Source organism: Streptomyces lucensis JCM 4490 (assembly GCF_014650035.1).
Lineage (GTDB): Bacteria > Actinomycetota > Actinomycetes > Streptomycetales > Streptomycetaceae > Streptomyces > Streptomyces lucensis.
The window spans coordinates 80,264-103,303 of sequence record NZ_BMUE01000020.1; the positions used below are offsets into that span (position 1 = coordinate 80,264).

Sequence of the window (23,040 nt, forward strand, 5' to 3'; positions counted from 1 at the left end):
ATGTGTCTGGCAGTGCCCGGCAAGGTCGTGTCCATCGACCATCGCGCCGACCCCCTGACCGGCCTGATCGACTTCGGCGGAGTGCGGAAGCAGGCGTGCCTGGAGTACCTGCCCGACGTCCGGGTGGGGGAGTACGTCATCGTGCACGTCGGTTTCGCGCTGCAGCGCCTGGACGAGGCGTCGGCCCGGGCGTCGCTGGAGCTGTTCGAGCAACTGGGGCTGCTGGAGGAGGAGTTCGGCGACGCCTGGGAGCAGGCGTCGCGGCAGGAGAGCGGAAGTGAGGCCCGGTGAAGTACATCGACGAGTTCAACGACCCCGAGCTGGCCGGCCGGCTGCTGGACGAGATCCGCGCCACGGTCACCCGGCCCTGGGCCCTGATGGAGGTCTGCGGCGGCCAGACCCACTCCATCATCCGCCACGGCATCGACCAGCTCCTTCCCGAGGAGGTGGAGCTGATCCACGGCCCCGGCTGCCCGGTGTGCGTGACACCGCTCGACGTCATCGACAAGGCGCTGGAGATCGCCGCCCGGCCCGGCGTGATCTTCTGTTCCTTCGGCGACATGCTGCGGGTGCCAGGCACCGACCGGGACCTGTTCCGGGTCAAGGGCGAGGGCGGTGACGTACGCGTGGTGTACTCGCCGCTCGACGCCCTGGACCTCGCCCGCAGGCACCCGGACCGCCAGGTCGTGTTCTTCGCCATCGGCTTCGAGACGACCGCCCCCGCCAACGCCATGGCCGTGCACCAGGCCCGCCGTCTCGGCCTGGACAACTTCAGCCTGCTGGTGTCCCACGTCCGGGTCCCGCCCGCGATCGAGGCCATCATGACGGCCCCCAGCTGCCGGGTGCAGGGCTTCCTCGCCGCCGGGCACGTGTGCAGCGTGATGGGCACCGCCGAGTACCCGGAACTGGCCGAGCGGCACGGCGTCCCGATCGTCGTGACCGGCTTCGAGCCGCTGGACATCCTCGAAGGCATCCGCCGCGCCGTCCACCAGCTGGAACGCGGCGAGCACCGGGTGGAGAACGCCTACCCGCGCGCCGTCCGCGACCAGGGCAACCCGGCCGCCGTCCGCATGATCGAGGACGTCTTCGAGGTCGCCGACCGCAACTGGCGCGGCATCGGCCCCATCCCGGCCAGCGGCTGGCGCCTGACCGACGCCTTCCGCGCCTACGACGCCGAGCACCGCTTCGACGTCACCGGCATCCGCACCGAGGAACCCGCGGTGTGCCGGGCCGGCGAGGTGCTGCAGGGGCTGATCAAGCCGACCGAGTGCGAGGCGTTCGGCAAGGCCTGCACCCCGCGCACCCCGCTCGGGGCCACCATGGTCTCCAGCGAGGGCGCCTGCGCCGCCTACTACCTGTACCGCCGGATGAACGCCCCGGCCCAGCAGGGATCCCGCATCCCGCAGGAGGAGATGAACCCCGTTGGCTGACCTCGCGACCACCGGCGCCCCGGCCGTCGACCCCAGTGACTGGACCTGTCCCGCCCCCCTGCGCGACCAGCCGGTCGTCGTCATGGGACACGGCGGAGGCGGCGCCCTGTCCGCCGAGCTGATCGAGCAGGTCTTCGCCCCCGCCTACGGCAACCCCACCCTGGCCGCCCTGACCGACTCCGCCGTGCTCCACCTCGGCGGGGCGCGGATCGCCTTCTCCACCGACTCCTACGTCGTACGGCCGCTGTTCTTCCCCGGCGGCAGCCTCGGCGACCTCGCGGTCAACGGCACCGTCAACGACCTGGCGATGAGCGGCGCCCGGCCCGCCTACCTCTCCACGGCCTTCGTGCTGGAGGAGGGCGTGGAACTGGCCGTGGTCGAGCGCGTCGCGCGTGCCGTCGGCGCGGCGGCCGAGGCGGCCGGCGTCACGGTCGCCACCGGCGACACCAAGGTCGTCGAGTCCGGGCACGGCGACGGCGTCTACGTCACCACCGCCGGGGTCGGCCTCGTGCCCGAGGGCGTCGACATCCGTCCGCAGCGTGCCCGGCCCGGTGACGCCGTCATCGTCAGCGGCCCGATCGGCCTGCACGGCGTGGCGGTCATGAGCGTGCGCGAAGGCCTGGAGTTCGGGGTCGAGATCACTTCCGACACCGCGCCCCTGGCGGACCTGGTGGCGGCCATGCTGGCGGTCACCAAGGACATCCACGTCCTGCGCGACCCCACCCGGGGCGGCCTCGGCGCGTCCCTGAACGAGATCGCCCGCGCCTCCGGCACCGGTGTACGGCTGCGCGAGCGTGCCGTCCCGGTTCCGGACGAGGTCGTGAACGCCTGCGGCTTCCTCGGCCTGGACCCCCTGTACGTCGCCAACGAGGGCCGGCTCGTCGCCTTCGTCCCCCCACGGGACGCCGACGCCGTCCTCGCGGCGATGCGCGCGCACCCGCAGGGCGCCGGCGCCGCCCTCATCGGCGAGTGCGTGGCGGACCACCCGGGCATGGTCGTCGTGGCCACGGGCCTCGGCGGCACCCGGGTGGTGGACCTGCCGCTGGGGGAGCAGCTGCCGCGCATCTGCTGAACCGGCGCCCCGGCCCCGCCGTCAGGCCGGGGCCGGGGCCGGCTCCACCCCGGTGATCTCCAGCTCCCGCCCGCTGCGCAGCTCCTGCGAGGGCCGGTCACAGCGCGGGCACCAGAAGAACGGCGGCATGCCGAGCGCGAACTCCTCGGCACACCCTCCGCACCAGGCCAGCGCGGTCACCTGCTCCACGACGAGCCGCGCCCCGGCGAGCGCCGTGCCGTCGCGGGCCACCTCGAAGGCGAAGTGCAGCGCGTCGGGCACGACACCGGCCAGCTCGCCCACGCGGACGGTCACCGACGACACGTCGTCCGTGCCGTCCGCGCGGGCGATCTCCTGCGCCTGTTCCACGATCGCGGTCGCGATCGACAACTCGTGCACGGGCCGGCTCAGGGGTACCGGCGGTGCGCCCGCAGGCCACCGGTCATCCGGTAGATCCGCACCTCGCGCGTGATGCCGGGCAGCTCCTTGACGACGAGGGCCAGCAGCAGGCCGCCCAGCAGCGCGGCCTGGGCGATCAGCACCTGGCGTCCGGTCGTCGCCGACCGCACGGTCCGGTAGCGCTTCAACATGGTCACTCCCCGCTTCCTCATCCCGGTGAGATGCTCGGCATGGCCTTCAGCAGGGCGTCATGCCGCTTCCAGTGGATCCCCGTCGAACGGCGCGCGTCCGAGGTGCCGTCCTCGTGGTGTCCGGTCTGCTGCGCGTACGGGCCCCTGTTGCCCTGGTGCAGACCGCGTACGTGCGTGGGCGTGTCGGGCTTCGCCTGGGGGCGGCCCACTCGGATGGTGCTCATTGATCGATCTCCTTCCGCGGTCCGCGAGGCGCGGACCGCTCGGTGAGCCGGTGCCTCACGACCGCTCGGTGAGCTCCGCGAAGAACCGCTCCACGGCCGGCCACACGCGGTCGCCGCCGGACAGGCCCCGCCACTCGCGGCGGACGAGGGCGACCATCCGGTAGCAGTCGTCGACCGGCACGATCCAGTGCTCGTCGAGGCCGCGCACCGTGTTCACCAGCAGCGCCTCCACGTCGGGTGCCACGGAAGCGAGCTGCGGACACATCCCCGCCAGCCGCTCCCAGGCCGCCGCGTCCACCTCCCACCGCATCGCGCCGGCGGGACTCGGGCCCTGCGCGGTGACCGTGCCGTCGCCGCGCGGCACGAAGAACACCAGCCCCACCGGTACGCCCAGCACCCCGGTGTCCACGGCCGGCAGCCGGACCCGGCGCCGCGGCACCAGCCGGTAGCGGCCCTGGCCGGCGCCGTCGCCGGCGAACAGCACCGAGCACGGCCCGCAGACACACCGGACCTCCGCGGCCCCGCTCTCGTACAGGTGCGGGTGCTCGCCGGGCACGGTGGCGGCGCACAGCTCGCAGCGCTCGGCCTCGGCGGCCGCCGCCCGGCCGGCGGCGGACCTGATCACCCGGGCGAGCGCTCCCCGCGCGGTCACCGCGCCTCCCGCGGCGGCGCCGCGCCGCGGCGGGTCAGCGTGGTCAGCGGCACGAACGCCGGCGCCGGCCGGCGCTCGCCGGCACCCGGCAGGGTCTCCACCGAGGTCAGCTCCGGGGCGACGGCCAGCACCGCCGCGCGGACGGCCTCGGCGGTGCCGGCGGTCCCGCCGCCGCAGCCGCCGCCGCAGCCGCCGCCCGTGCTCAGCCGGACCCGGGCCACCGGCCCGTCGACGCCGGCCCACTCCAGGTGACCGCCGCGCTCGCGGACCGCGGGCCGCAGCCGCTCCACGGCCCGGGCGGCCCGCCGCTCGGGCGGCTCGGGGTGGATGGCGTGCAGCACCAGCAGGTGGCCGAGCAGTTCGTCCTCCACGAACCGCTCGCACGACGCGGCGTCGGCGTGGTCCAGCACGCGGGCCAGTGCCTCGCCGTACACCTCGGTCAGCAGGGTGACCGCCTCCAGCGCCGGACCGCCCGCGGACTCCAGTGAGGCCAGCACCTGGTCGAGCCGGGCGAGCCGGGCCTCCACGGCCGGGTCGGGCAGCCGTACGGCGTCAGGCATGGTTCGCCCCGTACGTCGGCGAGTGCACCGTGGACAGCGTCCGGCCCTTGCCCATGTACATGTGGACGCCGCACGGCAGGCACGGGTCGAAGCTGCGCACGGTGCGCATGATGTCCACGCCCTTGAAGTCGTCGGGCCCGTTCTCCTCGAAGATCGGCTGGCCCTGGACGGCGTCCTCGTACGGGCCCGGGGTGCCGTAGATGTCACGCGGGCTGGCGTTCCACGGGGTGGGCGGGTACGGGTGGTAGTTGGCGATCTTCCTGTCCCGGATCACCAGGTGGTGGGAGAGGACGCCGCGCACCGCCTCGTGGAAGCCGCAGCCGATCGCGTCGTCCGGCACCTCGAAGTTCTCGTAGACCTTGGTGTCGCCGGAGCGCAGCATCTGCATGGACTCCTCGAGGAACTGCAGCGCCATGGCGGCCGCGTAGGCGACGAAGTACGGCCGGGCGCGGTCCCGTTCGATGGTGTTGCTCCACTTCGGGACGCGCCACTCCAGGGTCGTCTCCGGCAGCGACTCGCCCTTGGGCAGGGAGATGCGCACGCTGTCGCCGGTGGCCTTGACGTACGGGGTGTCGACCAGGCCGCTCAGCGCGGTCGACCACAGCCGGGCCAGGGGGCCGCCGCCGGTGTCGAGGGCCAGGTGCTGCCCGGTCTCCGGGTGGTGCCAGCGCGGGCTCATCACCCAGCTGTAGTTGCCCTCGAAGTCGCGCTTCTGCGGCACCGGGACCGTGGTCTGGTTCCAGGGGTGGCGCATGTCGACGGGGTTGCCCAGCGGGTCGTGGGTGACGAAGGGGTCCTCGTTGACCCAGTCCTCGTAGAAGGAGCTGCCCAGCATGATGCGCAGACCGAGGTTGATGTCGATGAGGTTGTTGGTGACCAGCTTCCCGTCCACGACGATGCCCGGGGTGACGTACATCGCCTTGCCCCACCGGTTCATGTTCTCGTAGCGGTAGTCGACCACGTCCGGGTTCTGCCAGGCGCCCCAGCAGCCCAGCAGGACGCGGCGCCTGCCGACCTCCTCGTAGCCGGGCAGGGCCTCGTAGAAGAAGTCGAAGACGTCGTCGTTCATCGCCACCGCCTTCTTGACGAAGTCGATGACGCGCATCAGCCGGGCGAGGTAGTCGGTGAAGGTGTTCGGCTGCGGCATCGTGCCGACGCCGCCCGGGTACAGCGTGGACGGGTGGACGTGCCGGCCCTCCATCAGGCAGAACATCTCCCGGGTGACCCGGCTGACCTTCAGCGCCTCCTTGTAGACCTCGCCCTCGAAGGGGTTGAAGGCCTTCATGATGTCGGCGATGGTCCGGTAGCCGTGGATGTCGCCGCGGGGCGCGTCGGTGCGCTCGGCACGGGCGAGGACACCGGGGTTGGTCGCCTTGACCATCGCCTCGCAGAAGTCCACGAAGACCAGGTTGTCCTGGAAGATCGTGTGGTCGAACATGTACTCGGCGGCCTCGCCGAGGTTGGTGATGTGCTCGGCCAGCTTCGGCGGCTTGACGCCGTAGGCCATCTGCTGCGCGTAGTTGGAGCAGGTGGTGTGGTTGTCGCCGCAGATCCCGCAGATGCGCGAGGTGATGAAGCCTGCGTCGCGCGGGTCCTTGCCCTTCATGAACACCGAATAGCCGCGGAACAGCGACGAGGTGCTGTGGCACTCGACGACTTCCTGGTTCGCGAAGTCGATCTTCGTGTAGATGCCCAGGTTGCCGATGATCCGGGTGATCGGATCCCAGGACATGTCGACGATCTGGGCCGGCTTGCGTCCTGCGGCCCGGGACTCGGTGGTGGTCATGTGCGGTGGTGTCCCTCGCTGTTCGGATGAGCGGGCTGAACGGGTGGAGCGGGTCGTGGGGGCCGGGGTGTGCCGGGCCGGGGTGCGAGCCGGAGGTTTTCACGCACGCCAGTGCGGGTCGTATCCGCTGCTGAGCCTGCGCTTGTTGTGGCGCCACTTCGGCTCGTGGTTCACCATGTCGTTCGTCATCCCGCGCAGCCGCCGGATGACGGCTCCGTAGGGCTTGATGACCATGGACGACAGCGTGCCGCCGGGGGGCTCGTCCATGAACGGCATGAACGCGTCCGGGAAGCTGGGCATCGTGCACCCGATGCAGATCCCGCCGACGTTGGGGCAGCCGCCGATCCCGGCCATCCAGCCCCGCTTGGGCACGTTGCAGTTGACGACCGGACCCCAGCAGCCGGTCTTCACCAGGCACTTGGGGGAGTTGTAGTCGAGGCCGAAGTCGGCCTGCTCGTAGTACGACCCCCGGTCGCAGCCCTCGTGCACGGTCTTTCCGAACAGCCACTGCGGGCGCAGCATGTGGTCGAGCGGGGGTGCGGGGGCGGCACCGGCCGCGTGCTGGAGCACCCAGATCAGGGTCTCCATGAAGTTCTCCGGCTGGATGGGACAGCCAGGCACGTTGACCACCGGCAGCCCGGCCTGCGACTTGAAGTCCCAGCCCAGGTAGTCCGCCAGCCCCATGCAGCCGGTCGGGTTGCCGGCCATCGCGTGGATGCCGCCGTACGTCGCACACGTCCCGGCGGCCACCACCGCCCACGCCTTGGGCGCGAGCTGGTCGATCCACCAGTTCAGGGTCTGCGGCTCCCCGGTCTCCGGGTCGTTGCCGAAGGACGTCCAGTACCCCTCGCCGTCGATGATGTTCTGGTTCGGGATGGAGCCCTCGATGACGAGGATGAAGGGAGCCAGCTCGCCCCGGGCCGCCGCCCGGTACGGCGCCAGGAAGTCCTCGCCGCCCAGGCTGGGCGAGAGCACCTTGTTGACGAGGTTCACCTTCGGCAGGCCCGGGATGAGCCCGAGCACCACGTCCTCGATGGACGGCTGGTCCGCGGCGGTCAGCGAGACGGTGTCGCCGTCGCAGCTCATGCCCTCCGAGATCCAGAGGATGTGGATCTCGTCGAACCCCTTCCGCGCCTCGGCCCTGCTGGGCTCACCGCGGACCTCGGTCGTACCGCTCTGTGTACTCATGTCTGCGGCCTCCGTTGCAGCCGGTCTCGGACTCGGTCGTGGGCCGCGGCCGGCGGGGCCGCGAGGCTCGGTTCCGGGGGTGGGTCGGGGTCGTTCGGGCGCGGACGGGCCGGCGCGCCGCTCCTCACGGGCGGTGCCGTCTCCACCGCCCGGTGTGCGCCCGGATGTTCGGCCGTTCTCCGGCCGTGCGCCGGTGCCTCAGGGGCGTCCATCGGGGCGTCCCTCCTCCGGCCGGTCGGCCGGACGCGCCGGCCGCGGGGCACGGGGCCGGGCCGGGTGTGCCGGACCCGCCGTGTCCGGCCCGGCGAGGGCTTCGACCTCGTCGGGCCGGAAGTAGTGGAAGCGGCCGTACCAGCCGTGCAGTTCGGCCGCGGGATCGTCGTCCACGGTGACGGCGAGGTGCACGCTGCCGTCGACGTCGTGGAAGACGGCCGCGACCCGTGCGGTACGGCCGTCGAGGAACATGTCCTGCGCGTCGGCGCCCCGGGCCCGGGGACGCAGCATCACCCGGGTGCCGCGGCCGACGGGCGTCCCGCCGACGAGCACCGTGTCGCCGGTGGGTGACAGGCCGTCGTCGCCGCCCTCCTGCCACCAGGCGGGCCGCTCGGGGACCTCGGTACGGGCGGGCACCGGAACTCCCGCGGGGGCCAGCGAACGGATCGTGCCGTGCAGCCGGGCGAACACCTCCGGGGGCATCGTGTCCACCCGGTCCAGGATCCGCGCGGCCCGTGCGTCGGTCGCCCGTGCCTCGGCCTTCTCCTCGTCGGTCAGCAGCATCGTGCGCAGCGTGAGGATCTCGTCGATCTCCGCCGCGTCGTGCAGGTCGCCCGGACTCTCCGGAGCCACCTGGGGGTGGTCCGGCAGGATGATAGGGGCTGAGAGCATCAGGCCGCCGGTGGCGCCCTGTGCCCGGGCGGCGGCGCCGCTCTGCGGGGGCGCGCCGCCCAGCACCGGGAAGGTGAACTCGTTGCGGCAGTCGCGCACGTGCTCCGCGTGGGCGGCGGGGGGATCGATGAGCGACACGAACTCCACGCCGTCGCCGCCGACGAGGGTGTGCGTGGCGATGAGCGCGTCCCGCAGCGCCTCGCCACGCGGCGCCCGGACGTCCTGCGCCTCCCCGCGGTTCTCGGTGCGCACCCGCAGCCGGTACAGCCCGGGTGTGAGCGGCTCGGCCAGGACCGAGGTGACGGCGCGCAGCTCCCGGCGCCGCCGCACCGTCCGCCCCACTCCGGACGGCAGCGCCTCGTGGTCGGTGCCGGCGGGCGCCCGCGCGGTGACGCGGCCCGCGCCCCGCAACAGCTCGCTCAGCGGCAGCACCAGCTCGCTCTCGCGCGGCACCGCCTCCTCGAACGACAGATGGGTGACGCCGTCCGCGGTCCGCAGGGAGCCGACCGGACGGTGCCGCCCTTCTCCGTCGGCCGCCTCCACCTGCTTGTCCTGCACCTGCAGGTACCGCACCCGCACCCGCACGGCCGCGTCGTCGCGCCGCACGCGCAGCAGGCACTCCGTCTGCTGGTACCAGGAGTCCGCGGAACCGGAGATCCCGGGCGTGACCGGACCGTCCCGCTCCACCCAGTCGCGCGGCAGCAGCACCCCGAACTGCCAGCGGACCCGGTTCTTCGGGGAGGAACGGCGGTACGGATAGAGCAGGTAGCCCTCGTACAGCACGGCGTCCGCGACGGCGCCCAGCTGCTCGAAGGCGTCACCGGGCCGTCCCCGCCGCGCGCCGGCGCCGTCCGTCACGGCGGCGCGCGCCGCGCCCGCCACACCGACTCCGTGCGCCATGCCGCCTCCTCGCCACCGGTTGGACCAGTGCATCCCTTCCACCACGGTCACACTCGTCACCGCTCCTCGCCCCTTAGGAGCACCGGCATTGCTCCGCCCAGGGGACACGGCGGGAACCCGGCCCCGGCACGGGCGGCTTCGGCGGCGGCCCGCACGACGGCCGGCCGCCGTGCGGCGGACCGGTGACGGGGAGCGGCCGGAGCCCGCGGACTCCGGCTCGCCGCCGCAGGCGCGGACGGCCCGGGGACGACGGCTCGCCCTTGGTGGCACAACCGCTCAAGTGCCGACATTTCGCCGGTTGTTGGGTGTGCGTCGAGTGTGCTCGCGTGCCGTAAAATGCGGGTCCGCACTCATGGGGGGCGCGGCCGATGGGGGGAGCCATCATGTCCGAAGGTCTGTACGGTCCGGGCCAGGGGTACGCGGGGCCACCGCTGCCGCCCATGCCCTCCAGTCCGCCGCCCGCTCCGCCGGACCCCCTGCGCGCCGTCGCGGTGGCGCTGCTCAACCTCAGCGGCCTCGGACTGGGCTACGCCCTCGTCCGGCGCCTGCTGCCGATGGCCGCCTGCTGGGTGGCGACCGGCATCCTGCTGTTCGTGGCGCTGCCCGCCGACGCCGACGGCGTCCCGGGAGCCGCCCTCGTCGCCTACGCCGTCTTCCTGCTGCTGGCGGCCGCCCACGGCGCGCTCGTCGGGCTGCGCACCCGGCTGGCCGGGCCCGGCGGAGCGCCGCTCGCCCTGGTCCTCGGCCTGGTGCTGCTCGCCGTGCCGGCCGGTGGCGCGCTGTGGTACCAGGACGCCCACGACGACGCCGTGGAACAGGCCCTGCTGGACCGCCTGGACAAGGCCGACCGGCTGGTGGCCGCCGGTGGCCGGCGGTCCTTCCGCGAATCCGTGTCGGACTACCGGTCCGCCCTGGAGGTCTACCGCGACCTCGCGGTCGACCACTCCGGCTCCCGGGCCGGCCGGAAGGTCCCCGACAGCCTGCGGACCTACTACACGACGGTCGGCGCGCCGTACGGCCACCAGGACTACTGCGAAGCCGTGGAGCCTCTCAAGTACCTGCGCACAGTGCCTCGCACGATGCCGAAGGAGCACCTCGGGTCGCTCGCCCGGTGGCCCGACGACCGGCTCGCGACCTCGCTGTACGAGTGCGGGACACAGAGCCTGGACCGCGGCGAGGCCGACTGGGTCGCGCGATTCGGCGACCTCCTGGAGACCTTCCCGGACTCCGGGCAGGCGACCAAGGTGGTACCGGCGGTCGACTCGGCGGTGACGAAGGCGCAGAAGGCCGTGGACGGCGACGAACCCTGCGCGGCCGTCGAGAAGCTGCGCGACCTGGACACCCGCATCGGCAGTCTGTCGACGGCGTCGGGCGACAGCGGGGGCGGTCTCGCGAAGGCCGCCGGACGCGCCGGCAGGAGCGGCGACGCCGGCCAGTACGCCTGCGGGGTCGACCAGTACAAGGACGGCGACTTCGACACGGCGCAGAAGACCATGGAGGAGTTCGTCTCCGACAACAAGCACGGCCGGAACCGGGACCGCGCCAAGAAGATCGCCATCGCCGCCGAGGTCGCGCAGACGCTCCCGGCGGCCGGCAAGAAGCTGCCCACCACCGCCTCCGGCGGCAGCATCTCCGTCACGGTGAAGAACGACAGCCCGGACGACGTCACCGTGCTCTACACGGGCCCGGTCACCGGCAGCTTCACCCTCAAGGGCTGCGGCGCCTGCAAGTCGTACTCGTTCGCCGAAACCGTGCTGACCACCTTCAAGCCCTGCGACGCCAGCGGCAGGCACTACCCGCAGCGCACCATCAGCCTGCCGGTCGGCACCACGTACTTCGTGCACAAGCCGAACGGCACCAGCACCGCCACCCCGGCCTCGGACACGGCCAAGCTCCGCTCCGGCTACATCTACACGGAGTGCGCCTACACGACCCAGCGCCTGGGCTCCGGTTACTGACCACCGGCCGCGCACACCTCCTGTGAGGGCCTTCCCGAAGACACCGGGGAGGCCCTCACGGGTCCGTGGGCAGCCGCTGCCGGATCCCGCTCCGGGCGAAGCCGGGGGTAGCGGGCACCGCCGGGGTACTCGCGCGGCATCCGAGCGACCCCCCGGAGGTAGGACAGTGACGACCGAGGCCGACCGCATCGCCGATCCCTGGGGTGAACGCACCCCCTACGACCGCGGCACCCCCTGGCCCGCCCGCACCGACCGGCACCTGGCGCCCGGCCTCACCGAGGCAGACGTGGAGCGCTGGGTGCAGACGGCCTCCGTGCTGCACTCCAACGGCGACGCCATGGACATCGCCGTACGCCACGGACGCGTCGTCGGCGTGCGCGGCCGGGCCGGCGACCGGGTCAACCGCGGCCGGCTCGGGCCGAAGGACCTGTACGGCTGGCAGGCGAACAACTCCCCGGACCGGCTGACCCGGCCGCTCGTGCGCCGCAACGGACGGCTGGTCCCCTCCGACTGGGACACGGCCATGGACCGGATCGTGAGCCGCACCCGGCACCTGCTCGACGAGCGCGGGCCCGGCTCCATCGGCTTCTACACCAGCGGCCAGCTCTTCCTGGAGGAGTACTACACCCTGGCCGTGCTCGCCCGGGCCGGCATCGGCACCAACCACCTGGACGGGAACACCCGGCTGTGCACGTCGACCGCCGCCGAGGCGCTCAAGGAGAGCTTCGGCTGCGACGGGCAGCCGGGTTCGTACGAGGACATCGACCACGCCGACGCCCTCGCCCTGTTCGGGCACAACATGGCCGAGACCCAGACGGTGCTGTGGGCGCGGGTCCTGGACCGGCTCGCGGGCGGCGACCCGCCGGCGCTGGTCTGCGTCGACCCGCGCACCACGCCGGTGGCACGACGGGCCACCGTCCACCTGGCGCCCCGCCCGGGCACCAACGTGGCGCTCATGAACGCCCTCCTCCACGAGATCATCCGCAGGGGCTGGACCGACCCCTCCTACATCGACGCGCACACCGTCGGCTACGCGGAACTGGCCGCCCGGGTCGAGCGGTGCACGCCCCGCTGGGCCTCCCGGATCTGCGACGTGCCGGCCCCCGGGATCGAGCGGGCTGCGGAGATCCTCGGCACCGCCGAGCGACTGACCTCGACCGTGCTGCAGGGCTTCTACCAGTCCCACCAGGCCACCGCCGCCGCCGTGCAGGTGAACAACCTGCACCTGATCCGGGGCATGCTCGGCCGCCCGGGCCGCGGCCTGCTGCAGATGAACGGCCAGCCCAGCGCCGAGAACACCCGCGAGTGCGGCGCCGACGGCAATCTGCCGGGCTTCCGGAACTGGCAGAACGACGAGCAGGTCGCCCAGCTGGCCGAGGTGTGGAACGTGACCCCGGACCGCATCCCCCACTACGCGCCGCCCACTCATGCGATGCAGATGTTCCGGTACGCCGAGCAGGGCACGCTGCGCATGCTGTGGATCAGCGGGACCAACCCGGCCGTCTCACTGCCCGAACTGGCCCGCATCCGCTCGATCCTCGGCCAGGAACGCCTCTTCGTCGTCGTCCAGGACCTGTTCGAAACCGAGACCGCCCAGCTCGCCGACGTCGTGCTGCCCGCCGCGACCTGGGGCGAGAAGACCGGCACCCTCACCAACGCCGACCGCACCGTGCACCTGTCGGACAAGGCCGTCGACCCGCCCGGCGAAGCCCGCCCGGACCTTGACATCTTCCTCGACTTCGCCGCCCGCATGGACTTCCGCGACAAGGACGGCGGCCCGCTGATCGGCTGGCACGACCCCGAGTCGGCGTTCGCCGCCTGGCAGCGGTGCAGCGCCGGGCGGCCCTGTGACTACACCGGGCTGAGCTACGAACGGCTGCACGGCGGCACCGGGATCCAGTGGCCCTGCACCGCCGGCGCCCCGGACGGCACGTCGCGCCTCTACACCGACGGCTTCCCCTTCGCCCATCCCGACACCTGCGAGAGCTACGGCAAGGACCTGGTCACCGGGGCGCCCGACGAACCCGTGGAGTACCGGTCCCTCAACCCCGACGGCAAGGCCGTCGTGAAGGCTGCCGAGTACCTTCCCCCGCACGAGGACGTCTCGCCGGACTTCCCGCTCCAGCTGATCACCGGTCGTACCGTCCACCACTTCCACACCCGCACCAAGACCGGCCGCGCGCCCGAGCTGAACGCCGCCGCCCCCGACGTCTGGGCCGAGATGTCCGGCGCCGAGGCCGCCGCCCTGGGGCTGCACGCCGGCGACCTGGTCGAGGTCGGCACCCGGCGCGGAGCGGTGCGGGCCCGGCTGCGGATCACGCCGATGCGGGACGGCGTGGTGTTCGTGCCCTTCCACTACGGCTACTGGGACACGCCCGCGGGACACCGCCCGGCCGCCGACGGCGCGGGCCGGGCCGCCAACGAGGGCACGATCACCGACTGGGACCCCGTGTCCAAGCAGCCCCTGTTCAAGACCTGCGCGGCCCGCGTGACACCGGTCGAGCCGGGCACAGGAACGGAGCGACACCGCACCGCACACACCGCACGCACCGCCAGGAGCGCCCGATGAACGCCCTAACCGTCACCCTGCGCACCCTGCACCACGGCGAACGCCACCTGGAGAAGGCGCTGCTGGCCGTCGCCGAGCGGCACCGCACGGAGCACGAGGTCCACCATGTGGCCACGGACCTGGCCGGCTGGTCGCACGAGCACTGTGCCCGCCTCGCCGACACCGGTCACCACTACGGCCTCGACCTGTCGGGGCCGCCCGCCGATCCGTCTCCGGGCGCCCTCGCCGGCCTGCGCGCCAAGGCCGCGGAGGCCGTCGGCCGCCGTCCGGAGCCCGGCCTGGCCCTGCTGCACGACCTGCTCGACCTCCATCTGGCCGCCACCCGCAACTCCGTCCACTGGGAGATGCTCGCGCAGGCCGGGCAGGCGGCCCGCGACCCCCGGCTGCTCGCGCTCACGACCGCCTGCCACCCGCGGACACTGCGCCAGGCCCGCTGGACCAACACCGTGATCAAGCAGCTCTCGCCCCAGGTGCTGACCAGCGTCTGAGCGCTCAGCCCGCCGCGTTGTCGACGCGCAAGCGCACCTGTTCCTCCAGGCGCCGCAGGCTGCCGTCGAGGGCGTCGTACACCGCCTGCTCGCCCGGGTCGTGACCGGCCTCGAAGAAGGACAGGTGCACGGTGACCTCGCTGGCGCCGCTGCCGATGCCGGCCACCTGGAGCCAGCCGGTGTAGCTGTTCTGCCCCCGGGTGCCCCACTCCAGGCGCATCTGGTCCGGCTCGGACCGCAGCAGTGCGGGCATGTCCTGGCCCGAGCGCTCCTCGTGCACGGTGACGGCGGGCGGGTCCTGCACGTCCACGTGCACGGCGTCCGGTAGCCAGGCGTCCAGCTGGCCGACGTTCGCCGCCTGGTCGAAGACGTGCTCGGGCTGTGCGGGCATGGTGCGGGAACGTTCGTACTCGGACATGGGTGCCACCGCCCCTCCGGTCGGGATCCGTACCCCGACCGCGTGCCCCTTCGGCGGCGGCCGAAAAGCGGGTCCGGTGTCACAGGCCGAGGGCGATGGCGACGCGGGTCAGCTCGGCGGTGTTGCTGATGTTGAACTTGGCCCGGATGCGGCGCAGGTAGGCGTCCACCGTGTGGGTGGAGAGTCCCATGTGGCGGGCCGTCTGCAGGTAGGTGCGACCGGCGGCGATGTGCCGGAGCGTCTCCTGCTCGCGCGGAGCCAGCGCGGGGGCGGCGGCTTCGGTGTGCTGAAGGGCGGGAGTGGCGCTCATGGGGGTTCCTCCGGCGGACGGCTCGGGGGTGCCGCGCTGGGCGACGGGGGCGAGGTGTCTGACCGATTAGGGCGATTTGCCCTTGTTTCAATAGGTTGCTCGCCCGACGTCATCGGTGTGTCCGCCGACTGTCACAGGCACGTCACAGGGGCGGAGGAACGTTTGAACCGTTCCTCCGCCCCTGTGCCGTGCCGCCGGTCCGCCGTTACGTCATGGCCTCCCGCGCCGTCCGCTCCACCAGCGAGATCCCGTCGCTCATGGACGCGCTGCCGTTCGACAGCACCGCGACGAGGTACCGGTGCCCCTTCACGGTCACCTGCCCGACGCTGTTGACGTCCCACAGTCCGGTGGTATCGCGCTGCAGCCAGCCGTTCTTCAGTGCCTGCCGGGCGCCCGGGCCGGAGACCGCCGTGACCCCCCAGGCCTGTTCGGGGGCGACCCGGCTCATCAGGGTGCGCACGTAGGCCCGGGACTTCGCGCCGAGCGCGCCGGCGCCCGGACTCCTCTTCGCGCCGGTGCCGAACACGGCGCGCAGCAGTCGTATCTGGTCGCTCGCGGTCGTCCGCGTCAGCCCCCACTTGGCGCCGGGCCCGCCGCTGGTCGACGTCAGGCCCAGCCGCTTGTTCGCCGCGGCCAGGCCCGGGGCCTCGCCGATCTCCCGCCACAGGGCGTTGGCCGCCGCGTTGTCGCTGCGCCGGATCATCGGCTCCGCGCGCCCGCGCTCCTGAGAGGTGAGCTGCCGTCCCTCGTCCTGCGCCTTGAGCAGCAGCGCCGCCAGGATGTCGACCTTGACGATGCTGGCGGTGTCGTACGCCCGGTCCGCGCCGTGGATCACCGGGGCGCCGTCGCCGCCGTCCAGGTCGAGCACGGCCGCCGTGGCGTGCGCCTTCTTCTGCTGACCGGTGGCGGTGGCGGCGGCCGCCGGTGCCGGGGCCAGCGTGCCGACGGACGCGAGGGCCGCCGCCGACGTGAGGAGGGCGCCTGCCGTGAGGCGTGCTGCGGGGGAGTGGTGGGACGACATGGGTCACGAACGTAGACAAAAGGCCGCACCCGGGCCGTGGTGCCCATCACTTCTGCCCCGATTCCAGAGGGATTGTGAGAAGAGCCACCGCCCGGCCTCACCCCGCGGCCGGTCGCGCGAGGTCGAACCGCACGTCCACCACGCCCTCGACGGCCCGCACCAGACGGGCGGCCACGGGGACCAGCGCCGTGTCGCGGACCCGTCCCGTGAGCGTGGCGACACCGTCGTGCACCTCCACCCGGACGGCCGAGGACGGCGGAGGGAACAGGTACGCCACGATCTCGCGCCGGACCTCCTCGGCGATGTCCTCGTCCCCGCGCAGGAAGACCTTGAGCAGGTCGACGCGGCTGACGACGCCCTCCAGCATGCCGACGGCGTCGACCACGGGCAGTCGCTTGACCCCCGTCCGCGCCATGGTGCGAGCGGCCTCGGCCAGGGTCGTGTCCGCCCGGACCGTCACCGCCGGCGAGGACATCAGGTCCCCGGCCGTGATCCCCTCGGCCTTCGCCAGGTCGGCCGGGCGGCGCTGCCGCCGGTACTCCTCCGCGGGCTCGTCCCGCAGCTCCTCCTTGGGCAGCAGGTCGGCCTCGGACACCACCCCGACCACCCGGCCCTCGCCCTCGATCACCGGCAGGGCGCTGACCTGCCAGTCCTGCATCAGCCGCACGATCTCCTTGAAGGGAGCCCGCCGCCCTACGGCGGCGACCGTGTGGGTCATCACATCGCTGACGATGTGCGGTGTGCCGTACATGGTGACACTCCGTCCGTGCCGGGGACCGGTCCTGCCGCGACCAGCATGCGCGGGCACGCGAAGCGCGGCACAGTGGCCGCATGGCCCTGCGGGGCGGGCCGTTCGGCCTCGCCGCGCCCCCCACGCCGGCACCAGGTCGTCCTGCGGGAGGTGGAGAGGATGTCCGCAGCGGTGCGGGAACTTCCGATCGTCGTGGGCGTCGACGGCTCCGAGCCGAGCCTGCGCGCCGTGGACTGGGCCGCGGAGGAGGCCGTCCTGCGCGGGGCACCGCTCCGCCTGGTGTACGCCTCGCTCTGGGAACGCTACGAAGGCGCCCTGCTCGCGCAGGAACTCGGCAGACCGGCCGAGGAGGTGATGGCCAGGGACGTCGTGGGCGTCGCCGAGCAGCGGGTGCGCACCGGCCGGCCGGGCGTGCCGGTCACCACCGACGTGCTCCCCGAGGAGCCCGAAAGCGGGCTGGTGCGCGAGAGCCGCACCGCCCTCGCCGTGGTGCTGGGCGTCCGGGGCCGCGGCGGCGTCGCCGAGGCGCTCCTCGGTTCCGTCGGCGTGACGGTCGCCGGACACGCGCACTGCCCGGTGATCGTGGTGCGGGGCGGCCCGGAGCCGGCCGGCGCCCGGGGCCGCGTCGTCCTCGGCGTCCCGGGCAGACCGGCGGGCTCGGCCGCCGTCCGGTTCGCGATCCGGGAGGCCGCGCTGCGCGAGGTGCCCCTGGAGGCCCTACGGGCCTGGCGGCGCCCCGGGCACGCCCTCTCCGGGCACCCGCACGAACAGGACGCCGCCGAGCTGGTGGAACAGGCGCTGGCGGACGCCCCGGAGGGCATGGAACTGCGCCGGAGCCGCGTCGAGGGCAACGCCCGCGACGCGCTGCTCGCGGCCTCCCGCGACGCCGGACTGCTCGTCGTCGGCGTCAGCCGACGGCATGGCCGCCTCGGCCCGCAACTGGGCCGCGTGCCCCACGGCGTCCTGCACCACGCGCACTGCCCCGTGGCCGTCGTACCCGAACCGCCCGGCCCCGCCGCGCACCCGGAACCCGCCTGAGGCCGGCCCCCGCCGGCCCGCCCTCACCGGCAGGCGGCCGGCAGCTGCCGGTGCACCTCGAACACGCCCGACAGCCCCGTCACCCGCAGCATCCGCAGGAAGCACGGGCTGTCCGCGACGAGCCGCAGTCTGCCCCGCCGGGCCAGCGTCCGGTTGCGGGCCCGGCACAGGACCCCCAGCCCGGCGCAGTCGATGAAGTCGACCGGACGGAGGTCCAGCACCAGGTCGGGGCTCGGACACGCGGTGAGCGCGTCGAGCCGCTCCGCCAGGGCGGGCACCGTCAGCAGGTCGATGTCCCCCCGCAACGGCAGGACCGTGGCCCCGCCGGGCGCCCGGCGGGCCTCGGCCGCACCGTGACCGGTCTGCTCCGCGGCGCCGCGCCGCACGTGGTTCTCGGGCATGGGACAAGCCAAACCCGACCGCCGGGCTGCCGGGTAGGGCCAGTCGGCCCTCTTCACGGGTGTTTCCGGGACCGGCCTCGGCGCACGGCCCCCCTCCGCGCGCCGGGGCCCGACGGCCCGAGCGGAACCGCCCGGCACGGGGGAAGCTGGACTCGTGGGGCCGGCACCGGCACCGCGCCGGAACCCGCGCCCCCGTGGTACCGCCACCGACGAGGGTGAGGAGCGCCATGAAAGGCTTCGTCTTCCACGGTCCCGGACAGGCCGCCTGGCAGGACGTCCCGGACCCGGCGGTCAAGGAACCGACCGACGCCATCGTGAAGGTCGGCGCGGTGACCATCTGCGGGACCGACCTGCACATCCTCAAGGGCGACGTGCCCGAGGTGCGCCCCGGCACGGTGCTCGGCCACGAGGCGGTCGGCGAGATCGTCGAGGTCGGCAGCGACGTGCGGACCGTACGGCCCGGCGACCGGGTGCTGATCTCCTGCATCACCTCGTGCGGCCGCTGCCGCTTCTGCCGGGACGGCAGCTACGGCCAGTGCCGCGGCGGCGGAGGCTGGATCCTCGGCCACCGGATCGACGGCACGCAGGCCGAGTACGTCCGCGTGCCCTGCGCCGACCTCTCCGTGCACGCGCTGCCCGCCGCCCTGCGCAGCGAGGACGCCGTCCTGCTCGCCGACATCTTCCCCACCGCGTACGAGGTCGGCGTCCTCAACGGCCACGTACGCCCCGGGGACACCGTCGCCATCGTCGGCGCCGGGCCCATCGGGCTGGCCGCGATCGTCACGGCCCGCCTGTTCGCGCCCGAGCGGATCATCGCCGTCGACCTGGTACCGGCCCGGCTGGAGGCGGCGCGGCGGCTCGGCGCCGACGCGGTGGCCGACGTGCGCGAGGCTCCCGGTCAGTTGGTGTCCGATCTGACCGACGAGCTCGGCGCGGACGTGGCCATCGAGGCCGTCGGCGTCCCGGAGAGCTTCGAGCTGTGCACCCGCGTGGTGCGGCCCGGCGGACACGTGGCGAACGTGGGCGTCCACGGCCGGCCGGCCACCCTGCACCTCGAAGAGCTGTGGATCAGGAACGTGACCATCACGACGGGCCTGGTCGACACCTACTCCACCCCGACCCTGCTGCGGATGGCGGCGGCAGGCCGGCTGCCGACCGGGCTGCTGGTCACCCACACGTTCCCGCTGCAGCAGATGGAGGAGGCCTACGAGGTCTTCTCCCGGGCCGGTGAGACCGGGGCGCTGAAGGTGGTCCTCGGCGGGGAACAGCACGCGGAACTGGCCGTCCCCGCGGCCTGACCGATCATGGCGTGAACACTCCTCGTGGGGCGGAGCGGCACCACGGGGGATCGGTGCCGCTCCTGGTTCCACTCTCGCCCCGGCCCCCTCCCCCGCACCAGTGCCGTCCGGTCCCGCGGCGGGGCCGGTGGTCCCTGCCCGGAGCACCGGGCGCGGTTCCCCCGGCGCCGCCCGCCCGTGCGCCGCGCGGGACGGTTACCGTGGTGGACCAGCGACGCGCCTGGGGCCTTCCGTCCGGATCAGGCCGGAACCAGCGCGCGGTGCCGGGGAGTGCCGGGGGCCCGCGATCCCGTCGTGATCCGGACATGCGGCCCCGGGGGACTGGAGGAACGGTGACGAGCCCCGAGGCGCCCCGCGTACGGCTGCCGCAGCTGAAGCTCGACGAGCTGCTGGAGGAGCTGCAGGCCCGGATCGACGCGGCCCGCGGCACCCGGGACCGGGTGCACAGCCTGCTGGAGGCGGTGCTCTCCGTCGGCCGTGAACTGGACCTGGAACAGGCCCTGCACTCCGTCGTCGAGGCGGCGGCGACCCTGGTGGACGCCGAGTACGGTGCCCTCGGCGTCATCGGACCGGACGGCCGGACCCTCTCCGCCTTCCACACCGTCGGCGTGAGCGAGGAGGAGATCAGGCGGATCGGCCCCTTCCCGCAGGGGCACGGCATCCTCGGCGAGCTGATCCGGCGTCCGCGGCCGCTGCGGCTGGCGAAGCTCTCCCGGCACACCGCCTCGTACGGCTTCCCGCCGGGCCATCCGCCGATGAACAGCTTCCTCGGCGTCCCGATCCGGGTCCGCGACGAGGTCTTCGGCAACCTGTACCTGACCGAGAAACGCGGCGGTGCGGAGTTCGACGAGGAGGACGAATCGGTCCTCTCGACGCTGGCCGTCGCCGCCGGTGTCGCCATCGACAACGCCCGGCTGTACGAGGAGTCCCGGCAGCGCGAGCGCTGGCTGCTGGCGAACGCCGAGATCGGCCACAGCCTGATGTCCGGCAGCGCGCGCTCGGAGGCCCTGGACCTCATCGCGGAGCGGGCCCGCGAGATCACGGGCTCGGCGCTCGCCGCGGTCGCCGTGCCCCTGCGGGACACCGGCCGCCTCTCCGTGGAGATCGCCGTTGGGGCCGAGGCCAAGGCGCACCGCGGACTCGTCCTCCCGCTCGGCGAGAGCCTGATGGGACTGGCCTTCTCCGCCGCCGCCCCGGTCACCAGCGACGACGTCGACCACGACGAACGGATCTCCGCCGAGCCCCCGCGCTTCCGCGGCCTTGGCCCCGCCGTGGCCGTTCCCATCGGGACCGGTGAGGCCGGGGCGCGGGGCGTGGTCCTGCTGGCCCGTGAGAGCGGGCGGCCGGTGTTCTCCGGTCAGGAGAGCGAGATGCTGCGGGGGTTCGCCGCCCAGGCCGCGATCGCGATGGAGCTGGCGGAACGGCGGCAGGACGCCCAGCAGATCGCGCTGCTGGAGGACCGCGACCGGATCGCCCGGGACCTGCACGACCTCGCCATCCAGCGGCTGTTCGCCACCGGGATGACCCTGCAGAGCGCGGGCCGCTTCATCGAGCACGAGGAGGCCCGCGCACGGGTGCTGCGGGCCGTCGACGACCTCGACGAGACCATCAGGATCATCAGGTCGACGATCTTCGGGCTGCGGACGCACCCGGGCACCGCCGAGAGCGGCCTGCGGGCCAGGCTCGTCCGCGTGGCCGGCGACAGCGCCCGGGTGCTCGGCCACCCGCCGAGCGTGCGGATGGAGGGACTCGTCGACACCGAGGTGCCGCGCGAGATCGCCGACCACGTGGTGGCCGTGCTCTCGGAGGCCCTCTCGAACGTGGTCCGGCACGCCCACGCGGACCGGACCGAGGTGCTGCTCACCACCGACGGCCACGAGGTGTGCCTCAGGGTCGGCGACGACGGCGTCGGCATTCCTCCGGAGGGCCGGCGCAGCGGCCTGCGCAACATGGCGCGGCGGGCGGAACAGCTCGGCGGACGGCTCCGGGTGACCAGCGGCGAGACCGGCGGCACCACGCTGGAGTGGCGCGTCCCGCTGCCGAAGACGTAGGGCGGCCGGCCGTGTGGCCGGTGGGCGGCCTGCCGGGTCCGTTCGGCCCATGGCGCGCACGCACCGCCGGCGGCAGGCTGGAAGTGTCGTACCGACGGCACCGATCCCGGGAGGACGCCATGGACGACACCCCGACCGTCGTGAACGACGTGATGACCCGGACGGTCGTCGCCCTGCGCACGGGTGCGGCCTTCAAGGACATCGTGCAGGCCATGCGCGAGTGGCGGGTCAGCGCGCTGCCGGTACTGGACGACGCCGGACACGTGGTGGGCGTCGTCTCCGAGGCGGACCTGCTGCCCAAGGAGGAGTACCGCGAGGGCGCCGCCGACCGCTACGGCCGGGTGCGGCGCGACGCCGACGCCGGCAAGGCGGACGCGACGACCGCCGGTGAGCTGATGACCTGTCCCGCCGTCACCGTCGTACCCGACGCCACCCTGGCCCTCGCCGCGCGCGCCATGGCGCACGCCGGGGTCAAGCGGCTGCCGGTGGTCGCGCCCGACGGCACGCTGCGGGGCATCGTCAGCCGTTCGGACCTCCTGAGGGTGTTCCTGCGGGACGACGCGGACCTCGCCGAGGAGGTACGGCGGGAGGTCGTCGTACACCTTTTCGGCGCCCACGCCGCGGCGATCCGGGTGGAGGTGCACGATGGTGTAGTGACGCTCGGCGGCCGGGTCCGAGAGACCCACCTCGTACCGCTCGCCGTCCGTCTCGCCCGCTCCGTGCCGGGCGTGGTGGACGTGCGGTGCGCGCTGGCCGGGCCGCCCCGGCGCCCGGACCTCGATCCGGACCTGCCGGACGCCGAGCGGACCGGCACGCCGTGAGGCGCACCCGCCGGCGCACGAGAAGAGGCGGTGACGATGACCAGGACACCCCCCACGACAGTCACCCCCGTCCGGCTGTGGCGATGGCGGCGCAACCCGCTCAGACGGCACAGCGATGTCGTCGAGGCCTGGGTCGTCCTGGTCACCTGGATCCTCGTCCTCGTCGGCGGAGTCCTCGCGGGCGTGCTGGCGGCACAGGCCACCGACGCGGCGTTCGCGGCGCGCCGGGCTCAGTTGCACCAGGTGTCCGCCGTCCTCACCGACGGCGCGGTGAAGACCCCGCCCGCCTCCACCGGATACGACGACGGCCGGGTGTGGGCCGCGGTGCGCTGGACGGACAAGGACGGCTCGGTGCACACCGGCCGGACGAAGGTCTTCCCGGGCGCCCCCGGCGGCAGCCGGGTGACGGTGTGGACGGACCGGGCCGGCCGGGTGGTCGCGGCACCCGTGACCGGGGCCGCGGCCGGCCTGCAGTCGGCCCTCACCGGCGTTCTCGTGGCCCCGTCGGCCGGTGCGGCCGTCTGGGCCGCGGGCTGGTTCGTCCGCGGCCGGCTCATCCGGCGGCGCATGGCCGAGTGGGACGAGGAGTGGAAGCAGATCGGTCCGCGCTGGGGCAACTTCAGCGGTACCTGAATCCGGTGCGGCGGTAC

Annotated in this window: 24 protein-coding genes; 11 read left to right on the forward strand and 13 right to left on the reverse strand. The window is 73.6% G+C overall.

Annotated elements, in window-relative coordinates; translation table 11 throughout:
* The 3 genes from IE177_RS31455 to hypE are packed head-to-tail and all read left to right on the forward strand — an operon-like array spanning nucleotide 1 to nucleotide 2,502.
* Nucleotides 1–291: a HypC/HybG/HupF family hydrogenase formation chaperone gene (locus IE177_RS31455; RefSeq protein WP_190018865.1), complete on the forward strand. Its 291-nt coding sequence runs from the start codon at nucleotides 1–3 to the stop codon at nucleotides 289–291.
* Nucleotides 288–1,430, forward strand: coding sequence for a hydrogenase formation protein HypD (gene hypD, locus IE177_RS31460; RefSeq protein ID WP_190018866.1), 1,143 nt, complete (start codon nucleotides 288–290; stop codon nucleotides 1,428–1,430). The genes IE177_RS31455 and hypD overlap by 4 nt, the downstream gene beginning before the upstream one ends.
* Nucleotides 1,423–2,502 carry a hydrogenase expression/formation protein HypE gene (gene hypE, locus IE177_RS31465; protein ID WP_308431601.1) on the forward strand — a complete coding sequence of 360 codons (1,080 nt, stop codon included), beginning with the start codon at nucleotides 1,423–1,425 and terminating at the stop codon, nucleotides 2,500–2,502. The genes hypD and hypE overlap by 8 nt, the downstream gene beginning before the upstream one ends.
* Nucleotides 2,503–2,523: 21 nt before the next feature.
* Here hypE and hypA read toward each other — a convergent pair whose 3' ends face one another.
* The 8 genes from hypA to IE177_RS31505 all read right to left on the reverse strand — a co-directional run bounded on the left by hypA (nucleotide 2,524) and on the right by IE177_RS31505 (nucleotide 9,266).
* The gene (hypA, locus tag IE177_RS31470) at nucleotides 2,524–2,880 is read right to left on the reverse strand and encodes a hydrogenase maturation nickel metallochaperone HypA (protein ID WP_190018867.1); all 357 of its coding nucleotides are present in this window, start codon (nucleotides 2,878–2,880) and stop codon (nucleotides 2,524–2,526) included.
* 8 nt (nucleotides 2,881–2,888) lie between these two features.
* Nucleotides 2,889–3,071: a hypothetical protein gene (locus IE177_RS31475; protein ID WP_190018894.1), complete on the reverse strand. Its 183-nt coding sequence runs from the start codon at nucleotides 3,069–3,071 to the stop codon at nucleotides 2,889–2,891.
* A gap of 17 nt (nucleotides 3,072–3,088) precedes the next feature.
* Nucleotides 3,089–3,295, reverse strand: coding sequence for a hypothetical protein (locus IE177_RS31480; protein ID WP_190018868.1), 207 nt, complete (start codon nucleotides 3,293–3,295; stop codon nucleotides 3,089–3,091).
* A gap of 55 nt (nucleotides 3,296–3,350) precedes the next feature.
* Nucleotides 3,351–3,947, reverse strand: coding sequence for a DUF5947 family protein (locus tag IE177_RS31485; protein ID WP_190018869.1), 597 nt, complete (start codon nucleotides 3,945–3,947; stop codon nucleotides 3,351–3,353).
* Entirely contained in the window at nucleotides 3,944–4,507 is a 564-nt protein-coding gene (locus IE177_RS31490) for a NifU-related iron-sulfur-binding protein (protein ID WP_190018870.1), read from the reverse strand. Before IE177_RS31490 ends, IE177_RS31485 begins: the two co-directional genes overlap by 4 nt.
* Nucleotides 4,500–6,293: a nickel-dependent hydrogenase large subunit gene (locus IE177_RS31495; RefSeq protein ID WP_190018871.1), complete on the reverse strand. Its 1,794-nt coding sequence runs from the start codon at nucleotides 6,291–6,293 to the stop codon at nucleotides 4,500–4,502. The genes IE177_RS31490 and IE177_RS31495 overlap by 8 nt, the downstream gene beginning before the upstream one ends.
* Nucleotides 6,294–6,392: 99 nt before the next feature.
* Nucleotides 6,393–7,481 (reverse strand): NADH-quinone oxidoreductase subunit B family protein, encoded by a 1,089-nt coding sequence (locus IE177_RS31500; protein ID WP_190018872.1) that lies wholly within the window; start codon nucleotides 7,479–7,481, stop codon nucleotides 6,393–6,395.
* 198 nt (nucleotides 7,482–7,679) lie between these two features.
* A complete protein-coding gene (locus IE177_RS31505) occupies nucleotides 7,680–9,266 on the reverse strand; it encodes a hypothetical protein (RefSeq protein WP_229816349.1) in 1,587 nt (528 codons plus the stop codon).
* A 383-nt stretch (nucleotides 9,267–9,649) separates the two neighbouring features.
* Between IE177_RS31505 and IE177_RS31510 the strand changes: the two genes are divergently transcribed.
* From IE177_RS31510 to IE177_RS31520, 3 genes are all read left to right on the forward strand, one after another.
* Entirely contained in the window at nucleotides 9,650–11,224 is a 1,575-nt protein-coding gene (locus tag IE177_RS31510) for a hypothetical protein (RefSeq protein ID WP_190018873.1), read from the forward strand.
* A gap of 166 nt (nucleotides 11,225–11,390) precedes the next feature.
* Entirely contained in the window at nucleotides 11,391–13,793 is a 2,403-nt protein-coding gene (locus IE177_RS31515; RefSeq protein WP_190018874.1) for a molybdopterin oxidoreductase family protein, read from the forward strand.
* Nucleotides 13,790–14,281 carry a hypothetical protein gene (locus IE177_RS31520; RefSeq protein ID WP_190018875.1) on the forward strand — a complete coding sequence of 164 codons (492 nt, stop codon included), beginning with the start codon at nucleotides 13,790–13,792 and terminating at the stop codon, nucleotides 14,279–14,281. Before IE177_RS31515 ends, IE177_RS31520 begins: the two co-directional genes overlap by 4 nt.
* 4 nt (nucleotides 14,282–14,285) lie before the next feature.
* Here the strand turns inward: IE177_RS31520 and IE177_RS31525 are convergent, their stop codons facing one another.
* The 4 genes from IE177_RS31525 to IE177_RS31540 all read right to left on the reverse strand — a co-directional run bounded on the left by IE177_RS31525 (nucleotide 14,286) and on the right by IE177_RS31540 (nucleotide 16,781).
* A complete protein-coding gene (locus tag IE177_RS31525; RefSeq protein ID WP_190018876.1) occupies nucleotides 14,286–14,699 on the reverse strand; it encodes an SRPBCC family protein in 414 nt (137 codons plus the stop codon).
* Between the two features lie 79 nt (nucleotides 14,700–14,778).
* Nucleotides 14,779–15,009, reverse strand: a complete 231-nt coding sequence (locus IE177_RS31530) for a response regulator transcription factor (RefSeq protein ID WP_190018877.1) — start codon at nucleotides 15,007–15,009, stop codon at nucleotides 14,779–14,781.
* A gap of 205 nt (nucleotides 15,010–15,214) precedes the next feature.
* Complete coding sequence (locus IE177_RS31535; protein ID WP_190018878.1) at nucleotides 15,215–16,030, reverse strand: serine hydrolase; 816 nt, start codon at nucleotides 16,028–16,030, stop codon at nucleotides 15,215–15,217.
* Between the two features lie 97 nt (nucleotides 16,031–16,127).
* The gene (locus IE177_RS31540) at nucleotides 16,128–16,781 is read right to left on the reverse strand and encodes a CBS domain-containing protein (protein ID WP_190018879.1); all 654 of its coding nucleotides are present in this window, start codon (nucleotides 16,779–16,781) and stop codon (nucleotides 16,128–16,130) included.
* A gap of 159 nt (nucleotides 16,782–16,940) precedes the next feature.
* Between IE177_RS31540 and IE177_RS31545 the strand changes: the two genes are divergently transcribed.
* The gene (locus IE177_RS31545) at nucleotides 16,941–17,819 is read left to right on the forward strand and encodes a universal stress protein (RefSeq protein WP_190018880.1); all 879 of its coding nucleotides are present in this window, start codon (nucleotides 16,941–16,943) and stop codon (nucleotides 17,817–17,819) included.
* A 23-nt stretch (nucleotides 17,820–17,842) separates the two neighbouring features.
* Here IE177_RS31545 and IE177_RS31550 read toward each other — a convergent pair whose 3' ends face one another.
* Nucleotides 17,843–18,220 carry an STAS domain-containing protein gene (locus IE177_RS31550; protein WP_190018881.1) on the reverse strand — a complete coding sequence of 126 codons (378 nt, stop codon included), beginning with the start codon at nucleotides 18,218–18,220 and terminating at the stop codon, nucleotides 17,843–17,845.
* 227 nt (nucleotides 18,221–18,447) lie between these two features.
* Here IE177_RS31550 and IE177_RS31555 point away from each other — a divergent pair, with 227 nt between their 5' ends.
* The 4 genes from IE177_RS31555 to IE177_RS31570 all read left to right on the forward strand — a co-directional run bounded on the left by IE177_RS31555 (nucleotide 18,448) and on the right by IE177_RS31570 (nucleotide 23,023).
* Complete coding sequence (locus IE177_RS31555; protein WP_190018882.1) at nucleotides 18,448–19,518, forward strand: zinc-dependent alcohol dehydrogenase family protein; 1,071 nt, start codon at nucleotides 18,448–18,450, stop codon at nucleotides 19,516–19,518.
* Between the two features lie 305 nt (nucleotides 19,519–19,823).
* Nucleotides 19,824–21,569, forward strand: a complete 1,746-nt coding sequence (locus tag IE177_RS31560; protein WP_190018883.1) for a GAF domain-containing sensor histidine kinase — start codon at nucleotides 19,824–19,826, stop codon at nucleotides 21,567–21,569.
* A 119-nt stretch (nucleotides 21,570–21,688) separates the two neighbouring features.
* A complete protein-coding gene (locus IE177_RS31565; protein ID WP_190018884.1) occupies nucleotides 21,689–22,390 on the forward strand; it encodes a CBS domain-containing protein in 702 nt (233 codons plus the stop codon).
* Nucleotides 22,391–22,426: 36 nt separating this feature from the next.
* Complete coding sequence (locus IE177_RS31570; RefSeq protein WP_190018885.1) at nucleotides 22,427–23,023, forward strand: Rv1733c family protein; 597 nt, start codon at nucleotides 22,427–22,429, stop codon at nucleotides 23,021–23,023.
* Nucleotides 23,024–23,040 lie beyond the last annotated feature (17 nt).

Coding starts and splice junctions, on each gene's coding strand:
- IE177_RS31535 (WP_190018878.1), bottom strand. CDS start 16,030: ATGTCGTCCCACCACTCCCCCGCAGCACGCCTCACGGCAGGCGCCCTC.
- IE177_RS31475 (WP_190018894.1), bottom strand. CDS start 3,071: ATGTTGAAGCGCTACCGGACCGTGCGGTCGGCGACGACCGGACGCCAG.
- IE177_RS31570 (WP_190018885.1), top strand. CDS start 22,427: ATGACCAGGACACCCCCCACGACAGTCACCCCCGTCCGGCTGTGGCGA.
- IE177_RS31510 (WP_190018873.1), top strand. CDS start 9,650: ATGTCCGAAGGTCTGTACGGTCCGGGCCAGGGGTACGCGGGGCCACCG.
- IE177_RS31505 (WP_229816349.1), bottom strand. CDS start 9,266: ATGGCGCACGGAGTCGGTGTGGCGGGCGCGGCGCGCGCCGCCGTGACG.
- IE177_RS31555 (WP_190018882.1), top strand. CDS start 18,448: ATGAAAGGCTTCGTCTTCCACGGTCCCGGACAGGCCGCCTGGCAGGAC.
- IE177_RS31550 (WP_190018881.1), bottom strand. CDS start 18,220: ATGCCCGAGAACCACGTGCGGCGCGGCGCCGCGGAGCAGACCGGTCAC.
- IE177_RS31495 (WP_190018871.1), bottom strand. CDS start 6,293: ATGACCACCACCGAGTCCCGGGCCGCAGGACGCAAGCCGGCCCAGATC.
- IE177_RS31540 (WP_190018879.1), bottom strand. CDS start 16,781: ATGTACGGCACACCGCACATCGTCAGCGATGTGATGACCCACACGGTC.
- IE177_RS31520 (WP_190018875.1), top strand. CDS start 13,790: ATGAACGCCCTAACCGTCACCCTGCGCACCCTGCACCACGGCGAACGC.
- IE177_RS31480 (WP_190018868.1), bottom strand. CDS start 3,295: ATGAGCACCATCCGAGTGGGCCGCCCCCAGGCGAAGCCCGACACGCCC.
- IE177_RS31545 (WP_190018880.1), top strand. CDS start 16,941: ATGTCCGCAGCGGTGCGGGAACTTCCGATCGTCGTGGGCGTCGACGGC.
- IE177_RS31455 (WP_190018865.1), top strand. CDS start 1: ATGTGTCTGGCAGTGCCCGGCAAGGTCGTGTCCATCGACCATCGCGCC.
- IE177_RS31530 (WP_190018877.1), bottom strand. CDS start 15,009: ATGAGCGCCACTCCCGCCCTTCAGCACACCGAAGCCGCCGCCCCCGCG.
- IE177_RS31565 (WP_190018884.1), top strand. CDS start 21,689: ATGGACGACACCCCGACCGTCGTGAACGACGTGATGACCCGGACGGTC.
- IE177_RS31560 (WP_190018883.1), top strand. CDS start 19,824: ATGCGGCCCCGGGGGACTGGAGGAACGGTGACGAGCCCCGAGGCGCCC.
- IE177_RS31500 (WP_190018872.1), bottom strand. CDS start 7,481: ATGAGTACACAGAGCGGTACGACCGAGGTCCGCGGTGAGCCCAGCAGG.
- IE177_RS31525 (WP_190018876.1), bottom strand. CDS start 14,699: ATGTCCGAGTACGAACGTTCCCGCACCATGCCCGCACAGCCCGAGCAC.
- IE177_RS31490 (WP_190018870.1), bottom strand. CDS start 4,507: ATGCCTGACGCCGTACGGCTGCCCGACCCGGCCGTGGAGGCCCGGCTC.